This window comes from Telluria sp. PB2R4 (genome assembly GCF_059685695.1).
The window spans coordinates 135068-152561 of sequence record NZ_JCASIC010000012.1 but is presented as its reverse complement, the minus strand read 5'-3'; the positions used below and the strand labels follow the sequence as shown (position 1 = coordinate 152561).

The following is a 17494-nucleotide window of genomic DNA, read 5'->3' as shown; positions in this document are numbered from 1 at the left end:
GGTCGATGCGCGATTCAAGGCACCAGGATCTCGTCGATGTTGGCCAGGTCCTGGCCGGTCGATTCGAGGCGCAGGGTGTTGTTCAGGCCCGGGACGAGCGTGACCGGCACCTCGAGCGTGATCCAGTTGTTGTAGCTGCCGGTGATCTTGAAGGTGATGCGCTGCGCCACCCCGTTCACCCGCAGCACGCCGGAACGCGGCGTCGGATTGCCGTTCGCATAGCGGATCGAGATCGTCTTGACGCCGCCCGCGCCGCCGTTGACGTTATTGAGTTGCAGGCTGCCGCCGGTGAGCGGGAAGTCGACGTAGCCCTCGCCGCGGTAGCCGCTGGCATCGCGCTTGACGGTGGCGCCGCCGCCCGTCACCGCAGCCTCGGCGGCGATGGTGCCGGTGCCCGCATAGCGGATGTTCGGCCTGGGCGGCTGGTCCATGCCGTCGCCGATGTAATAGTCCGGCAGCGGCGACTGCAGGTAGCCCTTGATCGTCATGTGGTTGCGGTAGGCCGGGTTGTGCGCCATCGTGTACAGGCGGGTGCTGGTCGGCACGTTGGTGGTGAAGATCACCAGCTCGGTGTAGTTATTGTTGAGCAGGACGACCTCGGTGCGCCAGTCGCCGTGGATGTCGCCGAAGAACATCGGATTACGGTTGTTCAGGCGCGCCGAACCATAGGTGGAACTGGTCATCGACACCAGTCGCGGCAGCGAGCCGCTGGCGCTCGGCGCCAGCGGATTCCACTTCTCGATCTTGAAGTCGTTCAGGCCCTCGGCCAGCATGTCGGCGTCCCACCAGATCGAGTGGGTCGGCCATGGCGACTTGGTGGTGTCCGGTTCGGTGAGTACGTTCATCTCCCCGTTGAACAGGCCGGAGAAGGACCACACCTCGAAGCCCGGCAAGCGCGGGTCGATGTCGCCCACCAGGCCGCGGCCGACGTCGACGATGTTGCCCGGCGTGGTGCTGTGGTTCCAGATGATCTGGCCGGTGGTGGCGTCGTAGTAGTACTCGAGCAGGCCGCTCGGGTTGTTCTGCTGGATGCCGTAGCCGCGCATGCCGGCGTGGTGCTTGTCGAACTTGCCGATGAAGAAGCGGTCGCCGTGGATCACGCCCGGCAGGATGTAGCGCAGGCTGCCGTCGCTGTTGATCATGAAGTTGCCGGTCGCGACTTCGTCCTTGCCGTCACCATCGACGTCGATGATGCGCATCTGGTGCGAGGCTTCCTTGCCGCTGGTCGGGTCCAGCGGCATGCGCCAGTTCTCGGTGAGCGTGGTGCCGCCGTTCCAGGTATACGACGCGAACACGTCGTTGAAGCTCTTGTCCTTGTTGCGGTTGCGGCCCCAGAAGTAGATGGTCGGGTTGACGCCGTCGGCATAGCCGATGCCGAGCTGGGTGCCGTAGCGGCCCGCCTGGGCATAGAAGTCCGAGGGGAACGGCCGGGTGGCCAGCGGCGTGCCCTTCATGCCGTCCAGGATCGCGAAATGCTGCTGGTTCGGGTCGGTGTCGGTGAAGGTGCTGCCGTCGCCGAACTTCACGCCGGCGGCCACCTTCAGCACCACTTCCGCCCTGCCGTCCCCGTTCAGGTCATACACGGTCACGCCGTCGTACATGCCCATGCTGAGCGTGGTCGGGCCGGGGGTGATGTTGTAGGTGTTGCGGCTGCCCGGGCCGAGGTCGATCTGCCACAGCCGGGTGCCGTCGCGCTTGTAGGCTTCCAGGTACTGGTTGCCGGTGCCCAGGTCGTCGTTGCTGCCGGCGACAAACGCGGCGATGCGGTCGATCACGAAGTCGTATTCGCCGTCTCCGTCCAGGTCGCCGACCCAGACGTAGTTGGTGCGGTAGTCGGCCGCCGGCAAGGCGCTCAGGGGAATGCGCACGATCGGTTCGTTCGGGCCGTTGGCCTTCAGGGTGAAGCCGCCGCTGGCCGGCCCCTCGACGCCGTCGACCACCGGACGCACCGTGTAGGTATAGGCGCCGAGCGTGCGGTTCGCCGAGCTATCGGTATAGTTGGTGCCGCCGGTGAGCGGCGTGGCGTTGAGCTTGACCGCCGCGCCGCCCTCGAGCGAGCGGTAGACGTTGAAGGCGATGCCGTCCGGGTCGAGGCCCAGCAGGCGCCAGCTGATGAAGGCGGCGGTGGACGAGGTGCGCACAGCCACCACGCCGCGGCCCAGCTGTTCCATGGTGCGCGCCGCGACGGCGCTTGTGCTTGTGCTTGCGCTGGTGCCGGCCATGCTGGCCGAGCTGGCCGTCATGGCGCCGCCGCCCATCGATGCGGACAGCAGCCGGGTTTCCTGTACCGCAGGGTCGCCGCCGCCGCAGGCCGCGAGCGTGGCCGACAATGCCGCGGCAATGCCCAGGGCGTGCGCGGTCCTTCCTTGTTTCAGGATGTTCATGTTCGTCTCCAAGAATGTTGTATTGATGGCCTGCGTGAGCAGGCCCGGGCTCAGGCGGCGGCGCGCTTCCTGCGGCGGGCTGCCACGGCGGCAAGTGCGCCGGCGGCCAGCAGGCCGGCGCCGGCCGGTTCCGGTACCTCGCCGCCCGCGGGCGTGATGTTCCAGGCAAGCAGGGGCGACTGGTCGATCTGTCCGAACAGCTCAAAGGCCTCCAGGTCCGACCAGTCGTACAGGCTGTTGTCCTTCGTCATATCGACCGCCAGGCTGGCGCCGAGCTCAAACAGGTTCAGGTAGAACGAGGCATCGTAGTCGTCGATCGCGCTGCCCTGGGCATTGGTGAAGTTCAGCCAGGATTCATCCGGTTGCTGCTCGTGCGAGAGGTTCCACACGTGGGTGATGGCGGTGGTCTGGGCGATGTCGGTCAGGATGCCATCGATCTGCGTCACGCGGTAAGGCGCGCTGCTGTCGTAAAAGATCTGCCCGCTGAACCTGCCGTCACGCCATTCGAGTTCCATCTGGTACCAGCCGATCGGGGCGGCGGCGGCCGTGTGGATCCAGAGGCCGGCGAACGCGCAGAACAGCGCGATTTTCTTGATCATGTCATGTCTCCGTTTTATTGTTAGCTAAGGTATTAGCACCCAAGGGCGCCAACGAAGCACACGCTAGCATAGATAAGGAGTCAACAGTATTTACCGATCAATCAGCTCCGTGAGCGTTTTTGTAATGACCAAATTCCCCCCTGCAAAGCTTATAGAATGCACTAATACATTAGCTCGATCGACCTGTGGCGCATCCGCGACATCGATCACCGACCCATTATGAGAAAACGCTTCATCGCCCTCGGCCTGCTGCTGGCAAGCGGCCTCGCCCATGCCCAGCCATTCGCCCTCGACACCGGCGCACAGCTTCCGCTCATCGTCACCGAAGCCAGCGTCACCGCCCGCCTCGCCGGCGAGCTGCTCGGGCGCGACCTGCAGGCGCTGACCGGCATCACGGGCGCGCACACCGACAGGCTCGACGAATGCCGCCGGCGCTGCATCGTGATCGGCACCGCCGGCTCGCCGCAGGTCAGGCAGGCGGCGCAGGCGATGGGCGTCGACCTGGCGCCCCTGGGCGGCCAGGCGGAGCGCTACATCCGCGCCGCCGGGCGCATGGGGGAGCGCGATGTGCTCCTGATCGCCGGGTCCGACCGGCGCGGCGCCGTGTACGGGGTGGTGGACGCCTCGCGCGAACTGGGCATCTCGCCCTGGGAATGGTGGGCCGACGTCCGGCCGGCGCGGCGCACAAGCCTGGTGCTGGACGGCGCGCGGCGCCTGTCGCCCGCCCCGTCGGTGACCTGGCGCGGCATCTTCATCAACGACGAGGACTGGGGCCTGCAGCCCTGGGCCGCCAGGAACTTCGATCCGGTCAAGGACATCGGTCCCAGGACCTACGCGCGCGTGTTCGAGCTGATGTGGCGCCTGAAGGCGAACCTGATCTGGCCCGCCATGCACGACAGCACGCGCGCCTTCTACTCGGTGCCCGGCAACGCCCAAGCGGCCGACGACCATGCGATCGTGGTCGGCACCTCGCATGCCGAGCCGATGATGCGCAACAACGTCGGCGAGTGGAAGAAATCCTTCGGCCCCTTCAACTTCTTCAGCAACCGCGAACGCCTGCTCGGCTACTGGCAGGAGCGCATCGACGAGGTCAAGGGCTTCGAGAACGTCTACACCCTTGGTTTGCGCGGCGTGCACGATTCGGCCATGGAAGGCGCAAGCAGCCCGGAACATGCGCGCGACACCGTGCAGCAGGTGATTGGACTGCAGCGCGACATGCTCAGCCGCAGCCTGGGCAAGCCGGCCGCGCGCATCCCTACCGCCTTCACCATGTACAAGGAGGTGCTGGACTACTACAACGCCGGCTTGACCGTGCCGGAAGACGTCTCGCTGGTCTGGCCCGACGATAACTACGGCTACCTGCACCAGCTCGGGACGGCCAAGGAAGCAGCCCGCCCAGGCGGCAACGGCATCTACTACCACATCTCCTATTGGGGCCGGCCGCACGACTACCTGTGGCTCGGCACGACCCATCCGGCCCTGGTGCGCGACCAGCTGCAGCGTGCCTGGAGCGCCGGCGCGCGCCGCCTGTGGGTGGTGAACGTGGGCGATATCAAGCCCAACGAATACCTGACCCAGTACTTCCTCGACGCCGCCTTCGATGCCGGCGTGCTGCGCCAGGAACCGGCGCGCCACCTGGCCGACTGGGGCGCGCGCCAGTTCGGCGCCCAGCACGGCGAGGAGATCGCCGCCATCCAGCTCGAGTACTACCGCCTGGCCTGGGAGCGCCGCCCGGAATTCATGGGCTGGAGCCAGACCGAACCGACGCGCCCGGTACGCACCACCGAGTACGTGCGCACCGGCGGCGACGAAGCCGAGCGCCGCCTGGCGCGCTATGCAGCCCTGGTGGCCCGCGCCGAGGCCCTGGAACAGCGCCTCCCGAGCGCACTGCGCGAGGCCTACTTCCAGCTGGTGCTGTACCCGGTGCGTTCCAGCGCCAACCTCAACAAGCGCATCCTGAAGCTCGACCTGGCCGGCGAATACGCACTGCAGGGGCGGCCCTCCTCCAACCTCTACACCAGCCAGGCGAAGGAGGCACATGCGGCGCTGGTGCTTGACGCGGCCGCCTACAACGCGCTCGGCGACGGCAAATGGGCCCATATCATGGACATCGCGCCGCGCCGCCTGCCGGTGTTCGCCGAACCCCTGTATCCGTCGTGGAGTCCGTCCGCGCGGCGTGGCTGCGGCGTGGTCTATCCGGCCCCGCATTCGAACGAAGCCAATGCGCTGGTGCTGCCGCTTGGCGGCAAGGCCAGCCGCACCGTCACCCTGGTCAGCTACGGCGCCCAGGCCATGTCCTGGTCGATCGCCCCGGGCGCCCGGGGACTGCGCGCCGACCTCCAGGGCGGCGAGCTGGATGCGGCCAAGGGCCACGAGCAGCGCATCACGCTGGAATACGACGGTTCCGCCAGGCCGGCCCTGTCGCTGCAATGCGGCGGACAGACCGTGAAACTGAATGTGCAGGCGCAGCCGGCGGACAAAGCCATGCCGGGCGAGCGCGAACGGATCGTGGTGCTGCCGGCCGGCAGCGCCGCAGCCAGCCGGGAATGGGAAGCGCAGCCCGGCCTGGGCACCTCGGGACAGGCCATGCGCGCCCGCCTCGACCTGCCGTCACGCGACGCCAAGGCCCTCGCCAAGGCCGCGCCGCTCGAGTACCACTTCCAGACCCGCAGCGAGGGCGGCGCACAGCTCCGCTTGGTCGCGGTGCCGGTACATGCCCTCACGTCGGAGCACCGGCTGCGCATCGCCGTCCAGCTCGACGACGGACCGCTCCAGACCGTCGACTACACGACAGTCGGCCGCAGCGACGAATGGAAGCTGAACGTGCTGTCGAACATGGCAGTGCGCAGCACCAGCATTGCCCGGCTCAAGCCCGGCAAGCATCGCTTGCGCGTGTACGCGCTCGACCCGGGCGTGGTGCTCGACCGTATCGACGTGGTGATGGACGGCGCGCCACATTACTACGGCATGCCGCCGTCGGACTGATCCACCCCATCACGCATCAACATTCCGGAGATTGCAATGAAACTCGTCAGTTCCGCCTCGAGTCCCCTAATTACCGCCATGCGTGTGATCCCGGTGGCGGGCCGTGACAGCATGCTGCTCAACCTGTGCGGCGCGCATGGTCCCTGGTTCATCCGCAACCTGGTGCTGCTGGAGGCCAGCGACGGCCGTGTCGGCATGGGCGAGGTACCGGGCGGCGAAGGCATCCTGAAGGCGCTGGAAAACGCCGTGCCGCTGGTGGTGGGCAGCGAGGTGGCGCGCTACCAGCGCACCCTGAATGCGATCCGCGCCAGTCACGGCGCGCATACCGGCACCATGCAGCATCAGGTCAGCTCGGCCGCGGAAGCCGCCCTGCTGCGCCAGCCGCACGAGATCAACCTGCGGCTCGACAATGTCATCACGGCCGTCGAGGCGGCCCTGCTCGACCTGCTGGGCCAGCACCTCGGCGTGCCGGTCTGCGAACTGCTCGGCGCCGGCCAGCAGCGCGACCGGGTGCCGATGCTGGCCTACCTGTTCTACATCGGCGACAGCGCGCGCACCGACCTTGGCTACGTGCCGCCGCGCGGCGGCGACGACTGGCACGGCATGCGCCTGCGCGCCGCCACGGACGCCGAGGCGATCGCCGACCTGGCCGACGCCGCGGCCGAGCGCTACGGTTTCCAAGACTTCAAGCTCAAGGGTGGCGTGATGTCCGCGCAGGACGAACTGCAGGCGATCGCCGCCATCAAACGACGCAGGCCGGATGCGCGCTGCACGGTCGACCCGAACGGCGCCTGGTCGCTCGGCCAGGCCATCGAGGTGTGCAAGGAGTACGGCCACCTGCTGGCCTATGCCGAAGACCCCTGCGGCCCGGAACAGGGTTACTCCGGCCGCGAGATCATGGCCGAGTTCAAGCGCGCGACGAACGTGCGCACCGCCACCAACATGGTGGCCACCGACTGGCGCCAGATGGGCCACTCGCACCTGCTGGGTGCAGTCGACATTCCGCTGGCCGACCCGCACTTCTGGACCATGCAGGGTTCGGTGCGCCTGGCCCAGCTGTGCCACGACTGGGGCATGACCTGGGGTTCGCACTCGAACAACCACTTCGACGTGTCGCTGGCCATGTTCACCCATGCGGCCGCCGCCGCGCCGGGCGCCATCACGGCCATCGACACCCACTGGATCTGGCAGGAAGGCCAGGAACGCCTGACCCGCGAGCCGCTGCAGATCGTCGGCGGCGCGGTGGCGGTGCCCGATAAACCGGGGCTGGGCATCGAGCCCGACCTGGACCGCATCGAACAGGCCCATGCGCTGTACCGCAAGGTGGCACAGGGCGCGCGCGACGATGCGGTGGCGATGCGCTACCTGGTGCCGGGCTGGAGCTACGATCCGAAACGCCCGAGCCTGGCACGCTGACGCGAAGTGTTGCGCGGACGCCCAAGGACACCAATTGTTACGGCTTTAAGCTTGCATGGCCCGCGTATTTGGCGGGATGATGGATTTGCCAGTAACGGTATGGGCTACTGAAAAGGAGCGCACCATGCAAGGCTTCATGTTTGCGACCGGGATCGAAGGCAGCTATCCGGTCGTCGCCGGACCCAATGGTGACGGGCTGCGCGTCGACGAGATGGAAAAGACCGGTCATTACCGGCGCTGGAAGGATGACCTGGCGCTGGTCAGCGCGCTCGGGATCGATGCGCTGCGCTACGGCCCGCCTTACTACCGCGTGCACCAGGGGCCGGGCTGCTACGACTGGGATTTCACCGACGAGGTCTTCGCCGAGATCCGCGAACGCGGCATCAAGCCGATCGTCGACCTGTGCCACTTCGGGGTGCCCGACTGGCTGGGCAACTTCCAGAACCCCGAATTCGTGCCCTTCTTCACCGAGTATGCCTCGGCCTTCGCGAAGCGCTATCCCTGGGTCGACCTTTACACGCCGATCAACGAGATCTACATCACCGCCAAGTTCTCGGCCCATGACGGCCTGTGGAACGAGCGCCTGCGCACCGACCGGGCCTTCGTCACCGCCATCCGGAACCTGGCCAAGGCCAACATCCTGGCGACGGAAGCGATCATGATGGTGCGCCCTAGCGCCAAGTTCATCCAGAGCGAATCGTCCGAGTACTACCATCCCGCCAGCATGGAGGCCATGGAGCTGGCCCGGCACATGAACGAGCTGCGCTTCCTTGCCCTGGACCTGACCTACGGCCACGACGTCACCGGCCGGATGTACGAATACCTGTTCGACCACGGCATGACGCGCAAGGACTACCATTTCTTCCTCAACCGCAGCGTCAAGCCGGTCTGCATCATGGGTAACGATTACTACGCCACCAACGAACACGTCATCCAGCCGGACGGGTCCACCTCGTCGTGCGAGCTGTTCGGCTACTACGTGATCACCCAGCAGTATTACCACCGCTACCGGATTCCGGTGATGCACACCGAGACCAACAACCGTGACGCCGGCAATGGCGAGAAGGACGCGCGCGCCTGGCTGGACAAGCAGTGGTCGAACGTGGTGCGCCTGAAAACGGACGGCGTGCCGATCGTCGGTTTCACCTGGTACAGCCTAGTCGACCAGGTCGACTGGGACAGCGCCCTGACCAAGGACGCCGGCACCGTCAACCAGTACGGCCTGTGCGACCTGGAGCGGCGCGTGCGGCCGGTGGGTGAGGCGTACCGCGACCTGATCCAGACCTGGCGGCATCGGGTGGGGAATGATTTTATATTTCTGCGCTAGGGTGGCGCTGAAGCGAACGTGGCCCCATCAAGGGGGCCACGTTCGCGGTGGGATTCGCCCACATGCCGCGGGCCGCCTTGGCGCGAGTACGCGCCAAGCTTCGAATCCCACACAAACTGTGCGGCTGCTCACGGGTGGGATTCGCCCACCTACCGCGGGCCGCCCTCGCGCGAGTACGCGCGAGTCTTCGAATCCCACACGCAAGGCCCGCAGGGGCCTTGCTCCTCTCCGCCACAAAATAAAAAAGGTCCCAGAGGGACCTTTTTTATTTCTTGGCGGAGAGGGTGGGATTCGAACCCACGGTACGGTCACCCGTACGCCTGATTTCGAGTCAGGTACATTCGACCACTCTGCCACCTCTCCTGAATCGGTGCTGCATGGTCGCGTAAGCGAGGCCGCATTATAGCGGCTGTTTGTCATTTGTGGAAGGCGAATGTGTTCTGCCACATCAGTATGGTGAAATAAGATTTCACCAACAAGCTGGTCATGAAATATTCTTTCACGGCGTGCGCACTGCGGACGGCTTCAGGATCGCATCCGCCTTCGCACGGTCCTGCGCCGACAGCTTGCCGTCGATCTGGCTCAGCGCCAGCCCTGCCCGCTCGAAGCCGCTGGCCTTGGCGAGGCTGAACCAGACGTAGGCCATGCCCAGGTCCTGGTCGCCGCCTTCGCCGTTGGCCAGCATCGCCGCCAGGTTGAACATGGCTTCGGACTCGCCGCCCATGGCCGCCTGGTTGAACAGCTTGCGCGCGGTGGCGGGGTTCTTCGCCACCTGCTCGCCGGTGTAGAAATACGTGGCCAGGGCGCTTTGGGCTTCCGGCACCCCTTTCAGGGCCGCCTCCTTGTAGTACACGATCGCCTTCGACTGGTCGGCCGGGACGCCTTCGCCCAGGTCGTGCATGCGCGCCATCGCGAACAGCGACCTGGCGTGGCCGGACTTGCCCGCCTGGGCGAACCAGGCGCCCGCCTGCTTGTAGTCGCGCGCCATGCCGTCGCCGCCGGCGTAATACAGCCTGGCCAGGTTGAACTGGGCCGGGACGTAGCCCTCTTCCGCAGCCTGCTGGAAATACGTGCGTGCCTGTTTCAGGTCTTTCGAACCGCCCGCGCCGGCCTGGGACGCCAGGCCGAGGGTATTCAGGGCCGGCACGAAGCCGAACTCGGCGGCCTTGACGTACCACTTGCGGGCAGTGGCCTGGTCCTTCTTCACGCCGCCGATCCCATGCTGGTGGATCCTGGCCAGCATCAGCGCCGCCTCGATCATGCCGTTGAGGGCGTCCGGATCCTTGGGGTCGAACCGCAGCGCGTCGCGCCGCACGTCGAAGCGCTGGCCGGCGGCCCGGTCGAGCCAGTACAGGGCTTTTTCGGTGCTGCGCGGTACGCCCAGGCCATCCAGGCTCAGCTTCGCCAGCAGGACGGCGGCTTCCGGGTAGCCGATCTTGCTGTAGGCGATTTCGAGCTGGGCCGCCGCCTTGCCGTATTCCCTGGCGTCCAGGTGCGCCAGGGCATCGGCGAAGGAGCGGTCCTTGCGGATGATGCGTTCGCGTCCCGAGGCGAACTTGCGGTCGCCGAGGCCGCACGGTCCCACGGCGTTGCTGGACGCCGCGCCGGTGAGCGACGAGGAATCGACCACGTTCGACGCATCGCCGAAGGGCGCGCTGCCGTTGAATTTCTGCAGGGTCGGGGACGGCATGGGCGTGCCCGTCTCGCTGACCTCGCCGGGTTCGCCGGCTTCCTGCATCTGCTCGAGCTGCTCGATGTAGGTTTCTTCATCGTCCTGCTGCGAAAAGTAGGCGCTGTCGAGCGCGCACTTCTGCGCCAGCGTTCCCCTCAGGACGCGGCGCTTGGCGGCGAATACCTTCTTGCTTTCGCCGGTCGGGGTCGCCTTGGAGCCGGTGACCTTGACCACCTGGCCGGCGCCGGCTGGTTCGGGCGCCGGGGCCGGGGTCTGGGCGATGGCGGGCGGCAGGGTGAACAGGATGGCGATGCCGAGAAGGGATTTCAACATGGTGGTTCTTGCCGAGTGGGTTAACAGCAAGTTTGCCGGGACGGATAACAAAGTGCTACATATTTTGGTGATATGAGGGAACTGATCAGCCGACTGATTGGTTCGGATGCTTTTTCGCCACGGGATAAACAAGCAATGAAGCGAGCACAAATGAAAAAAGCTCCCGGTGGGAGCTTTTTTCATTTACTGGCGGAGAGGGTGGGATTCGAACCCACGGTACGGTCACCCGTACGCCTGATTTCGAGTCAGGTACATTCGACCACTCTGCCACCTCTCCTAAATCGGTGTTGCGGTCGCTGCAAGAGACACGCATTATAGCGACGCTCTTGCAAAAACGGAAGAGCAAATTCTTCCTGCACGCAAAAACCTTTTCAGACAGGTGCCAGGCGCTCCAGCCCACCCATATAAGGGCGCAGCACCTCCGGAATGATCACGCTGCCGTCCGCCTGCTGGTAGTTCTCCAGCACCGCCACCAGGGTGCGGCCCACGGCCAGGCCGGAGCCGTTCAGGGTGTGCAGCAGTTCCGGCTTGCCGGCGGCGTTGCGGAAGCGGGCGGCCATGCGGCGGGCCTGGAAGGATTCGCAGTTCGACAGCGACGAAATCTCGCGGTAGGTGTTCTGCGCCGGCAGCCATACTTCGAGGTCGTAGGTCTTGGCGGCCGAGAAGCCCATGTCGCCGGTGCACAGCAGCATCACGCGGTACGGCAGGCCCAGCGAGGTCAGGATGAACTCGGCCTGGCCGACCATCTCTTCCAGCGCGGCGTACGACTGGTCCGGATGCACCACCTGGACCATTTCGACCTTGTCGAACTGGTGCTGGCGGATCATGCCGCGGGTGTCGCGGCCGTAGCTGCCCGCTTCCGAGCGGAAGCACGGGGTGTGCGCGGTCATCTTCAGCGGCAGCTGGTCCAGCGCCACGATTTCGTCGCGCACCACGTTGGTCAGCGAGACTTCCGAGGTCGGGATCAGGTAGAAGGTCTCGCCCTCGCCTTCCGCCCCGCCCTTCTTCACCGAGAACAGGTCGGCTTCGAACTTCGGCAGCTGGCCGGTGCCGCGCAGCGAGTCGGCGTTGACCATGTACGGGGTATAGCACTCGGTATAGCCGTGCTGGCCGGTGTGGGTGTCGAGCATGTACTGCGCCAGCGCGCGGTGCAGGCGCGCCATGCCGCCCTTCATCATCGAGAAGCGCGAACCGGTCAGCTTGGTGGCGGTGTCGAAGTCCAGGCCCAGCTTTTCGCCGATGTCGACGTGGTCCTTCACCTCGAACTCGAACGTGCGCGGCGTGCCCACCTTGCGCACCTCGACGTTGCCGCTTTCGTCCGTGCCCTGGGGGGCGCTGTCGTGCGGCAGGTTCGGCACCGCCTCGATGAAGGCCGCCATCTTGGCCTGCACCTCGCCGAGGGCCGTTTCGTTCGCCTTCAGCTCGTCGCCCAGGCCGGCCACTTCGGCCATCACGGTCGTGGTGTCTTCGCCCTTGCCCTTCATCATGCCGATCTGCTTGGACAGCGAATTGCGCTTGCCCTGCAGTTCCTCGGTGCGCGACTGGATCGTTTTGCGTTCCGCTTCGAGGGCGCCGAAGGCGGCCACGTCGAGCTGGAACTTGCGGGTCGCCAGGCGCGCGGCGACGGTGTCGATGTCTTTGCGGAGAAGTTGGATGTCAATCATGTCGGGGACGCTTGCGTATGTCGAAAACACAATTGTACCAAGCCGACGGCGGTTTTCTCCTGCTTTTACTTGACACGCTTCCTGTTTGGTTCAGCCCTGCTTAATTCAGGCCGGCTTTCTGGGCGACGCTCAGGCGCGGCGCCTTGATCACGACCACGTGCATGGTCGAGTCGATCAGGACCGCGGATTCGGTCTTCACCATCTCGACCGGACGGGCCGCGGCGGTGGCGTAGCTGGCAACCAGGCCCAGGGCGGCGGCGCTCAGGAAGATGGCTTCGAAGTTTTTACGGATGTTCATGGTGTGCTCCTTGGGGATCAATGTGGTTCGGTATGGTTGAACTTTATCGATCGCCTCGAAACATCGCCATCGACTTGCGATGAAGCGCGAAAAACGGGGGCTGAAATGCGCAGGACGCGGACTGGCCGCGAGAAGACGGCACAATCCGCGATGTTGGATGAAATACTGCTCAGGAGCCGGTGCCGTCCTTGCGCGCATCCTCGTCCAAGCTGCGGAGAAAAGCCAGTTTCTCGGCCACTTTCGACTCGACGCCGCGCGGCACCGGCTGGTACCAGCCCGGCTCGCGGATCCCCTCCGGCAGGTAGGTTTCGCCGGCCGCATACGCATGCGGCTCGTCGTGGGCGTAACGGTAGGCGTGGCCGTAGCCGAGCTCTTTCATCAGCTTGGTCGGCGCATTGCGCAGATGGACCGGGACCTCGCGCGACTTGTCCTTCTTCACGAAGGCCATGGCCGCATTGAAGGCGTTGTAGCCGGCATTGCTCTTGGCCGCGATCGCCAGGTAGATCACGGCCTGGCCGAGGGCCAGCTCGCCTTCGGGCGAACCGAGGCGCTCGTAGGTGGTGGCGGCATCGTTGGCGATCTGGAGGGCGCGCGGGTCGGCCAGGCCGATGTCTTCCCAGGCCATGCGCACGATGCGGCGCGACAGGTACTTGGCGTCCGCCCCGCCGTCCAGCATGCGGCACAGCCAGTACAGCGCGGCGTCCGGATGCGAACCGCGCACCGACTTGTGCAGGGCCGAGATCTGGTCGTAGAAATTGTCGCCGCCCTTGTCGAAGCGGCGCGCGTTGAGCGTCAGCGCGTTCTCGACGAACTCCGCGGTGATGCGGGTGACGCCCGCGGTCTCGCTTGATGCCTTGGTCTGCTCGAGCAGGTTCAGGAAGCGGCGCGCGTCGCCGTCGGCATAGCCGACCAGGGTGTCGACCGCGACCTCATCAAACGACAGGTGCTGCAGCACGCGCTCGTGCGCACGTTTGAGCAGCAGGCGCATCTCCTCATCATCGAGGGCCTTCAGCACGTAGACCTGTGAGCGCGACAGCAGCGCCGAATTGACCTCGAACGAAGGATTCTCGGTGGTGGCGCCGATCAGGGTCACCAGGCCCGATTCGACGAAGGGCAGCAAGGCGTCCTGCTGCGACTTGTTGAAGCGGTGGATCTCGTCGATGAACAGGATGGTGTGCTTGCCCTGCTGGAGGTAGTGCTCGGCCTGTTCGACGGCGGCGCGGATGTCCTTCACGCCCGACAGCACCGCCGACAGCGCGATGAACTCGCACTCAAAAGCATAGGCGGTCAGGCGCGCCAGCGTGGTCTTGCCCACGCCCGGCGGGCCCCACAGGATCATCGAATGCGGTTTGCCGGACTTGAACACCAGGTTCAGCGGCTTGCCCGGGCCGAGCAGGTGGCTCTGGCCGATGACTTCGTCGATGGTGCGCGGACGCAGGGCCTCGGCCAGCGGCGGGGATGGTTCGGTTTTGAAGAGGTCGTCCATGCGCCTAGTGTAAACGATAGGCGTGCGAGGAGAGGCGCTTCAGGCAGGCCTCCCCCACCCGGGCTGGTGCACGGGCCAGGGTGGCCTGTGCCTTATTGCTTGACCACGTCCGCGCCCTTCGGCACCTCGAACCTGAACTGCTGGGCGGCCAGCGCCGGGTTGCGCTGGAAGCTGGTGAACTTCAACAGCGACACCTGGCCGAACTGGTCCTTCAGCTCCATCGCCACCGGCACGCCGCCCCGCAAGCCGATGCCGATCTGCTCGAAGGTCGTGTCCTTGGTCTTTGGCACCGCGGTCAGCCATTCGGCGCCGTCGCGCTCACCCGCTTCGGTGAGGGTGAAGTTCTTTTCCAGGTCGTTGCTGCCGAACAGGATGGCAGCCGGGGACGAGCCCAGCGCGTTGCCGAGCTTGCGCGTGGTGACCTGGTTCAGGTCCTTGTCGTAGATGTAGAGGGTGTCGCCGTCGGCCTGCAGCAGCTGCTCGTAGGGCTTCTGGTAGGTCCAGATGAATTTGCCGGGGCGGGCGAAGACGAAGCTGCCGCTCGAGACGGGGGCGGCCTTGCCGCTCTTGGATTTCGTGAGCTGCTGCTGGGTGAATTCGCCCTTGGCGGCCTTGGTGGTGGCGACGAAGGATTTGAATTGGTCGAGGGCGGCGGCGCTGGCGGTGCCGGCTGCGAACGACGCTGCGATCAGTGCAGCGAAAGCGAATTGCTTGGTTGCTTGCATATGGTTCCTTTGCTCTGCGGCTGGTTGAACGCGCGGGCGGGGAACCCGCCCAACCTACGAAAAACGCCGGCATCTCGGCCGGCGCGGTTCAACACGGCCGGGGTTATTCTGCGGTGGTGGCAGGCACGAGGATGTCGCGGTTGCCGTTCGACTGCATCGGCGACACCATCCCGTTCTGTTCCATCTGCTCGATCAGGCGGGCGGCGCGGTTGTAGCCGATGCGCAGGTGGCGCTGCACCAGCGAGATCGATGCCTTGCGGTTCTTGAGCACCACGGCCACGGCCTGGTCGTACAGGGCGTCGGATTCGCCGCCGCCCTCGCCTGCCGGGATGCCTTCGGCATTGCCCTCTTCCAGCGTACCGCCTTCGAGAATGCCTTCAATATAGTTCGGTTCACCCTGCGACTGCAGATGTTTTACAACTCGATGCACTTCCTCGTCCGACACGAAGGCGCCGTGCACGCGGATCGGCAGGCCGGTACCTGGCGGCATGTACAGCATGTCGCCCATGCCCAGCAGGGTCTCGGCGCCCATCTGGTCGAGAATGGTGCGCGAGTCGATCTTGCTCGAGACCTGGAAGGCGATCCGGGTCGGGATGTTCGCCTTGATCAGGCCGGTGATGACGTCGACCGACGGGCGCTGGGTGGCCAGGATCAGGTGGATGCCGGCCGCGCGCGCCTTCTGGGCGATACGGGCGATCAGCTCTTCCACCTTCTTACCGACGACCATCATCAGGTCGGCCAATTCGTCGATGATGATGACGATGGTCGGCAGCTTCTCGAGCGGCTCCGGATTGTCCGGCATGATCGAGAACGGGTTCGGGATGTGTTCCTCGCGCTTGGCCGCGTCCATGATCTTGGCGTTGTAGCCGGCCAGGTTGCGCACGCCGAGTTTACTCATCAGCTTGTAGCGGCGCTCCATCTCGTTCACGGCCCAGTTCAGCGCGTGGCCGGCCTGGCGCATGTCGGTCACGACCGGCGCCAGCAGGTGCGGGATGCCTTCGTACACCGACATCTCCAGCATCTTCGGGTCGATCAGGATCAGGCGTACGTCGGCCGGGTCGGATTTATAGAGCAGCGACAGGATGGTGGCGTTGATGCCCACCGATTTACCCGAGCCGGTGGTACCCGCCACCAGCAGGTGCGGCATCTTGGCCAGGTCGGCGCAGACTGGTTTACCGGCGATGTCCTTGCCCAGCGCGACGGTCAGCGCGGACGACGCGTCGCCATACACCTTGGAGCCGACGATCTCCGACAGGCGCACGATCTGGCGCTTCGGATTCGGCAGCTCGAGCGCCATGTAGTTCTTGCCCGGGATGGTCTCGACCACGCGGATCGAGGTCAGGGACAGCGAACGCGCCAGGTCGCGCGCCAGGTTGACGATCTGGCTGCCCTTGACGCCGGTGGCCGGCTCGATCTCGTAGCGGGTGACCACCGGGCCCGGATACGCGGCCACGACCTTGGCTTCGACGCCGAAGTCGGACAGCTTCTTCTCGATCAGGCGGCTGGTGAATTCCAGCGTCTCGACGGCCACGGTTTCCTGGGCCGGCGGGGCTTCGTCCAGCAGCGCCAGCGGCGGCAAGGGCGAATCGCCCGCCAGCTCGTGGAACAGCGGGGTCTGCATCTCTTTCTGGGCGCGCTCGGACTTCGGCACGCTGGTGATCTGCGGCTCGATCTTGATGGTCGACGCCGCGCTGGCCACCGGCGTGGGCATGGCCAGCGAGGCAGGCGTCGACGCCGGAAGGATGACCGGCTCGGGGCGGGCGTCCACACGCGGCTCCAGCATCGGCTCGGCCTTCACGATCGGCGGCGGCGCCGGATGCTTCTCGGAGTACTTCTGGCGCTCGTTCACCACCAGTTCGTCGCGCTTGACGGCCGCGGCTTCGCCCTGCTTGCGGTCTTCATGGTCTTCCATGCGCATGCGGAACCAGTCGAGCGTGCCCTCGACCGATTCACCGATACGCTCGGCCACGGCCAGCCAGGACACCTGGAAGAACAGCGAAAAGCCCAGGCCGAACAGCAGCAGGAGCAGCAGGGTTGCGCCGGTGAAGCCGAAGGCGACGTGGGCCGAATGGCCGATCAGCTGGCCCAGCACGCCGCCGGCGGCGCGCGGCAGCTCGACGTTCCAGGACCACATGCGCAGGTATTCGAGGCCCAGGCTGCCGGCGAACATGATGGCGAAGCCGGTCCAGCGCACATACATCTCGCCTGCATGGGGCGGGTCCTCGACTACCGGGGCCAGCTTGTCGGTAAGGCGGCGCCAGCCTTTCCAGACCCCGCGCAGGAAGATCACGCCCCACCACCAGGCCGAAAAACCGAAGATGAACAGCAGCAGGTCGGACAGCCAGGCGCCGGCCTTGCCGCCCAGATTGGCGATCTTGGGGACGGCGTTGGCGTGCGACCAGCCCGGGTCGCCCTTGTTGTAACTTAATAAGATAAGCACGAAATACAGGAAGGCGGCCGCCATGGCGATCCAGCGCGCTTCCGACAGGAGGCGCGACAGGCGGCCAGGCAGGGGCTGGCGGGCGCCTCGCGTGGTTTGCGCGGTGCGGGTGTATCCTGAGGTGCTGGCTTGGGTGTTCTTGCTCATTGCTCGGTGTTACTGAGG

The 17494-nt window shown here is 65.7% G+C and carries 11 protein-coding genes and 2 tRNA genes; 3 read left to right on the top strand and 10 right to left on the bottom strand.

Going from position 1 to position 17494, the window contains the following annotated elements; translation table 11 throughout:
* Positions 1 to 14 precede the first annotated feature (14 nt).
* Positions 15 to 2384, bottom strand: a complete 2370-nt coding sequence (locus AC56LU_RS19060) for a rhamnogalacturonan lyase family protein (RefSeq protein ID WP_497177182.1) — start codon at positions 2382 to 2384, stop codon at positions 15 to 17.
* 50 nt (positions 2385 to 2434) lie between these two features.
* Positions 2435 to 2983 carry a PEP-CTERM sorting domain-containing protein gene (locus AC56LU_RS19055; RefSeq protein WP_497177181.1) on the bottom strand — a complete coding sequence of 183 codons (549 nt, stop codon included), beginning with the start codon at positions 2981 to 2983 and terminating at the stop codon, positions 2435 to 2437.
* A gap of 219 nt (positions 2984 to 3202) precedes the next feature.
* Between AC56LU_RS19055 and AC56LU_RS19050 the strand changes: the two genes are divergently transcribed.
* The 3 genes from AC56LU_RS19050 (at position 3203) to AC56LU_RS19040 (ending at position 8711) form a co-directional block, all read left to right on the top strand.
* Positions 3203 to 5968, top strand: coding sequence for a glycosyl hydrolase 115 family protein (locus tag AC56LU_RS19050; RefSeq protein ID WP_497177180.1), 2766 nt, complete (start codon positions 3203 to 3205; stop codon positions 5966 to 5968).
* Positions 5969 to 6004: 36 nt separating this feature from the next.
* Complete coding sequence (locus AC56LU_RS19045) at positions 6005 to 7384, top strand: enolase C-terminal domain-like protein (RefSeq protein WP_497177179.1); 1380 nt, start codon at positions 6005 to 6007, stop codon at positions 7382 to 7384.
* 124 nt (positions 7385 to 7508) lie between these two features.
* The gene (locus tag AC56LU_RS19040) at positions 7509 to 8711 is read left to right on the top strand and encodes a family 1 glycosylhydrolase (protein ID WP_497177178.1); all 1203 of its coding nucleotides are present in this window, start codon (positions 7509 to 7511) and stop codon (positions 8709 to 8711) included.
* Between the two features lie 273 nt (positions 8712 to 8984).
* Here the strand turns inward: AC56LU_RS19040 and AC56LU_RS19035 are convergent.
* From AC56LU_RS19035 to AC56LU_RS19000, 8 genes are all read right to left on the bottom strand, one after another.
* A tRNA-Ser gene (locus AC56LU_RS19035) sits at positions 8985 to 9074 on the bottom strand.
* Between the two features lie 136 nt (positions 9075 to 9210).
* Positions 9211 to 10716 (bottom strand): SEL1-like repeat protein, encoded by a 1506-nt coding sequence (locus tag AC56LU_RS19030; protein ID WP_497177177.1) that lies wholly within the window; start codon positions 10714 to 10716, stop codon positions 9211 to 9213.
* A gap of 187 nt (positions 10717 to 10903) precedes the next feature.
* A tRNA-Ser gene (locus AC56LU_RS19025) sits at positions 10904 to 10993 on the bottom strand.
* 94 nt (positions 10994 to 11087) lie between these two features.
* Positions 11088 to 12380, bottom strand: a complete 1293-nt coding sequence (gene serS, locus AC56LU_RS19020) for a serine--tRNA ligase (RefSeq protein ID WP_497177176.1) — start codon at positions 12378 to 12380, stop codon at positions 11088 to 11090.
* 100 nt (positions 12381 to 12480) lie between these two features.
* Complete coding sequence (locus AC56LU_RS19015; protein ID WP_497177175.1) at positions 12481 to 12678, bottom strand: hypothetical protein; 198 nt, start codon at positions 12676 to 12678, stop codon at positions 12481 to 12483.
* A gap of 169 nt (positions 12679 to 12847) precedes the next feature.
* A complete protein-coding gene (locus tag AC56LU_RS19010; RefSeq protein WP_497177174.1) occupies positions 12848 to 14164 on the bottom strand; it encodes a replication-associated recombination protein A in 1317 nt (438 codons plus the stop codon).
* Positions 14165 to 14256: 92 nt separating this feature from the next.
* Complete coding sequence (gene lolA, locus AC56LU_RS19005; RefSeq protein ID WP_497177173.1) at positions 14257 to 14889, bottom strand: outer membrane lipoprotein chaperone LolA; 633 nt, start codon at positions 14887 to 14889, stop codon at positions 14257 to 14259.
* 103 nt (positions 14890 to 14992) lie between these two features.
* The gene (locus AC56LU_RS19000; protein ID WP_497177172.1) at positions 14993 to 17476 is read right to left on the bottom strand and encodes a DNA translocase FtsK; all 2484 of its coding nucleotides are present in this window, start codon (positions 17474 to 17476) and stop codon (positions 14993 to 14995) included.
* Positions 17477 to 17494: the final 18 nt, after the last annotated feature.

Coding starts and splice junctions, on each gene's coding strand:
- AC56LU_RS19060 (WP_497177182.1), bottom strand. CDS start 2,384: ATGAACATCCTGAAACAAGGAAGGACCGCGCACGCCCTGGGCATTGCC.
- AC56LU_RS19055 (WP_497177181.1), bottom strand. CDS start 2,983: ATGATCAAGAAAATCGCGCTGTTCTGCGCGTTCGCCGGCCTCTGGATC.
- AC56LU_RS19050 (WP_497177180.1), top strand. CDS start 3,203: ATGAGAAAACGCTTCATCGCCCTCGGCCTGCTGCTGGCAAGCGGCCTC.
- AC56LU_RS19045 (WP_497177179.1), top strand. CDS start 6,005: ATGAAACTCGTCAGTTCCGCCTCGAGTCCCCTAATTACCGCCATGCGT.
- AC56LU_RS19040 (WP_497177178.1), top strand. CDS start 7,509: ATGCAAGGCTTCATGTTTGCGACCGGGATCGAAGGCAGCTATCCGGTC.
- AC56LU_RS19030 (WP_497177177.1), bottom strand. CDS start 10,716: ATGTTGAAATCCCTTCTCGGCATCGCCATCCTGTTCACCCTGCCGCCC.
- serS (WP_497177176.1), bottom strand. CDS start 12,380: ATGATTGACATCCAACTTCTCCGCAAAGACATCGACACCGTCGCCGCG.
- AC56LU_RS19015 (WP_497177175.1), bottom strand. CDS start 12,678: ATGAACATCCGTAAAAACTTCGAAGCCATCTTCCTGAGCGCCGCCGCC.
- AC56LU_RS19010 (WP_497177174.1), bottom strand. CDS start 14,164: ATGGACGACCTCTTCAAAACCGAACCATCCCCGCCGCTGGCCGAGGCC.
- lolA (WP_497177173.1), bottom strand. CDS start 14,889: ATGCAAGCAACCAAGCAATTCGCTTTCGCTGCACTGATCGCAGCGTCG.
- AC56LU_RS19000 (WP_497177172.1), bottom strand. CDS start 17,476: ATGAGCAAGAACACCCAAGCCAGCACCTCAGGATACACCCGCACCGCG.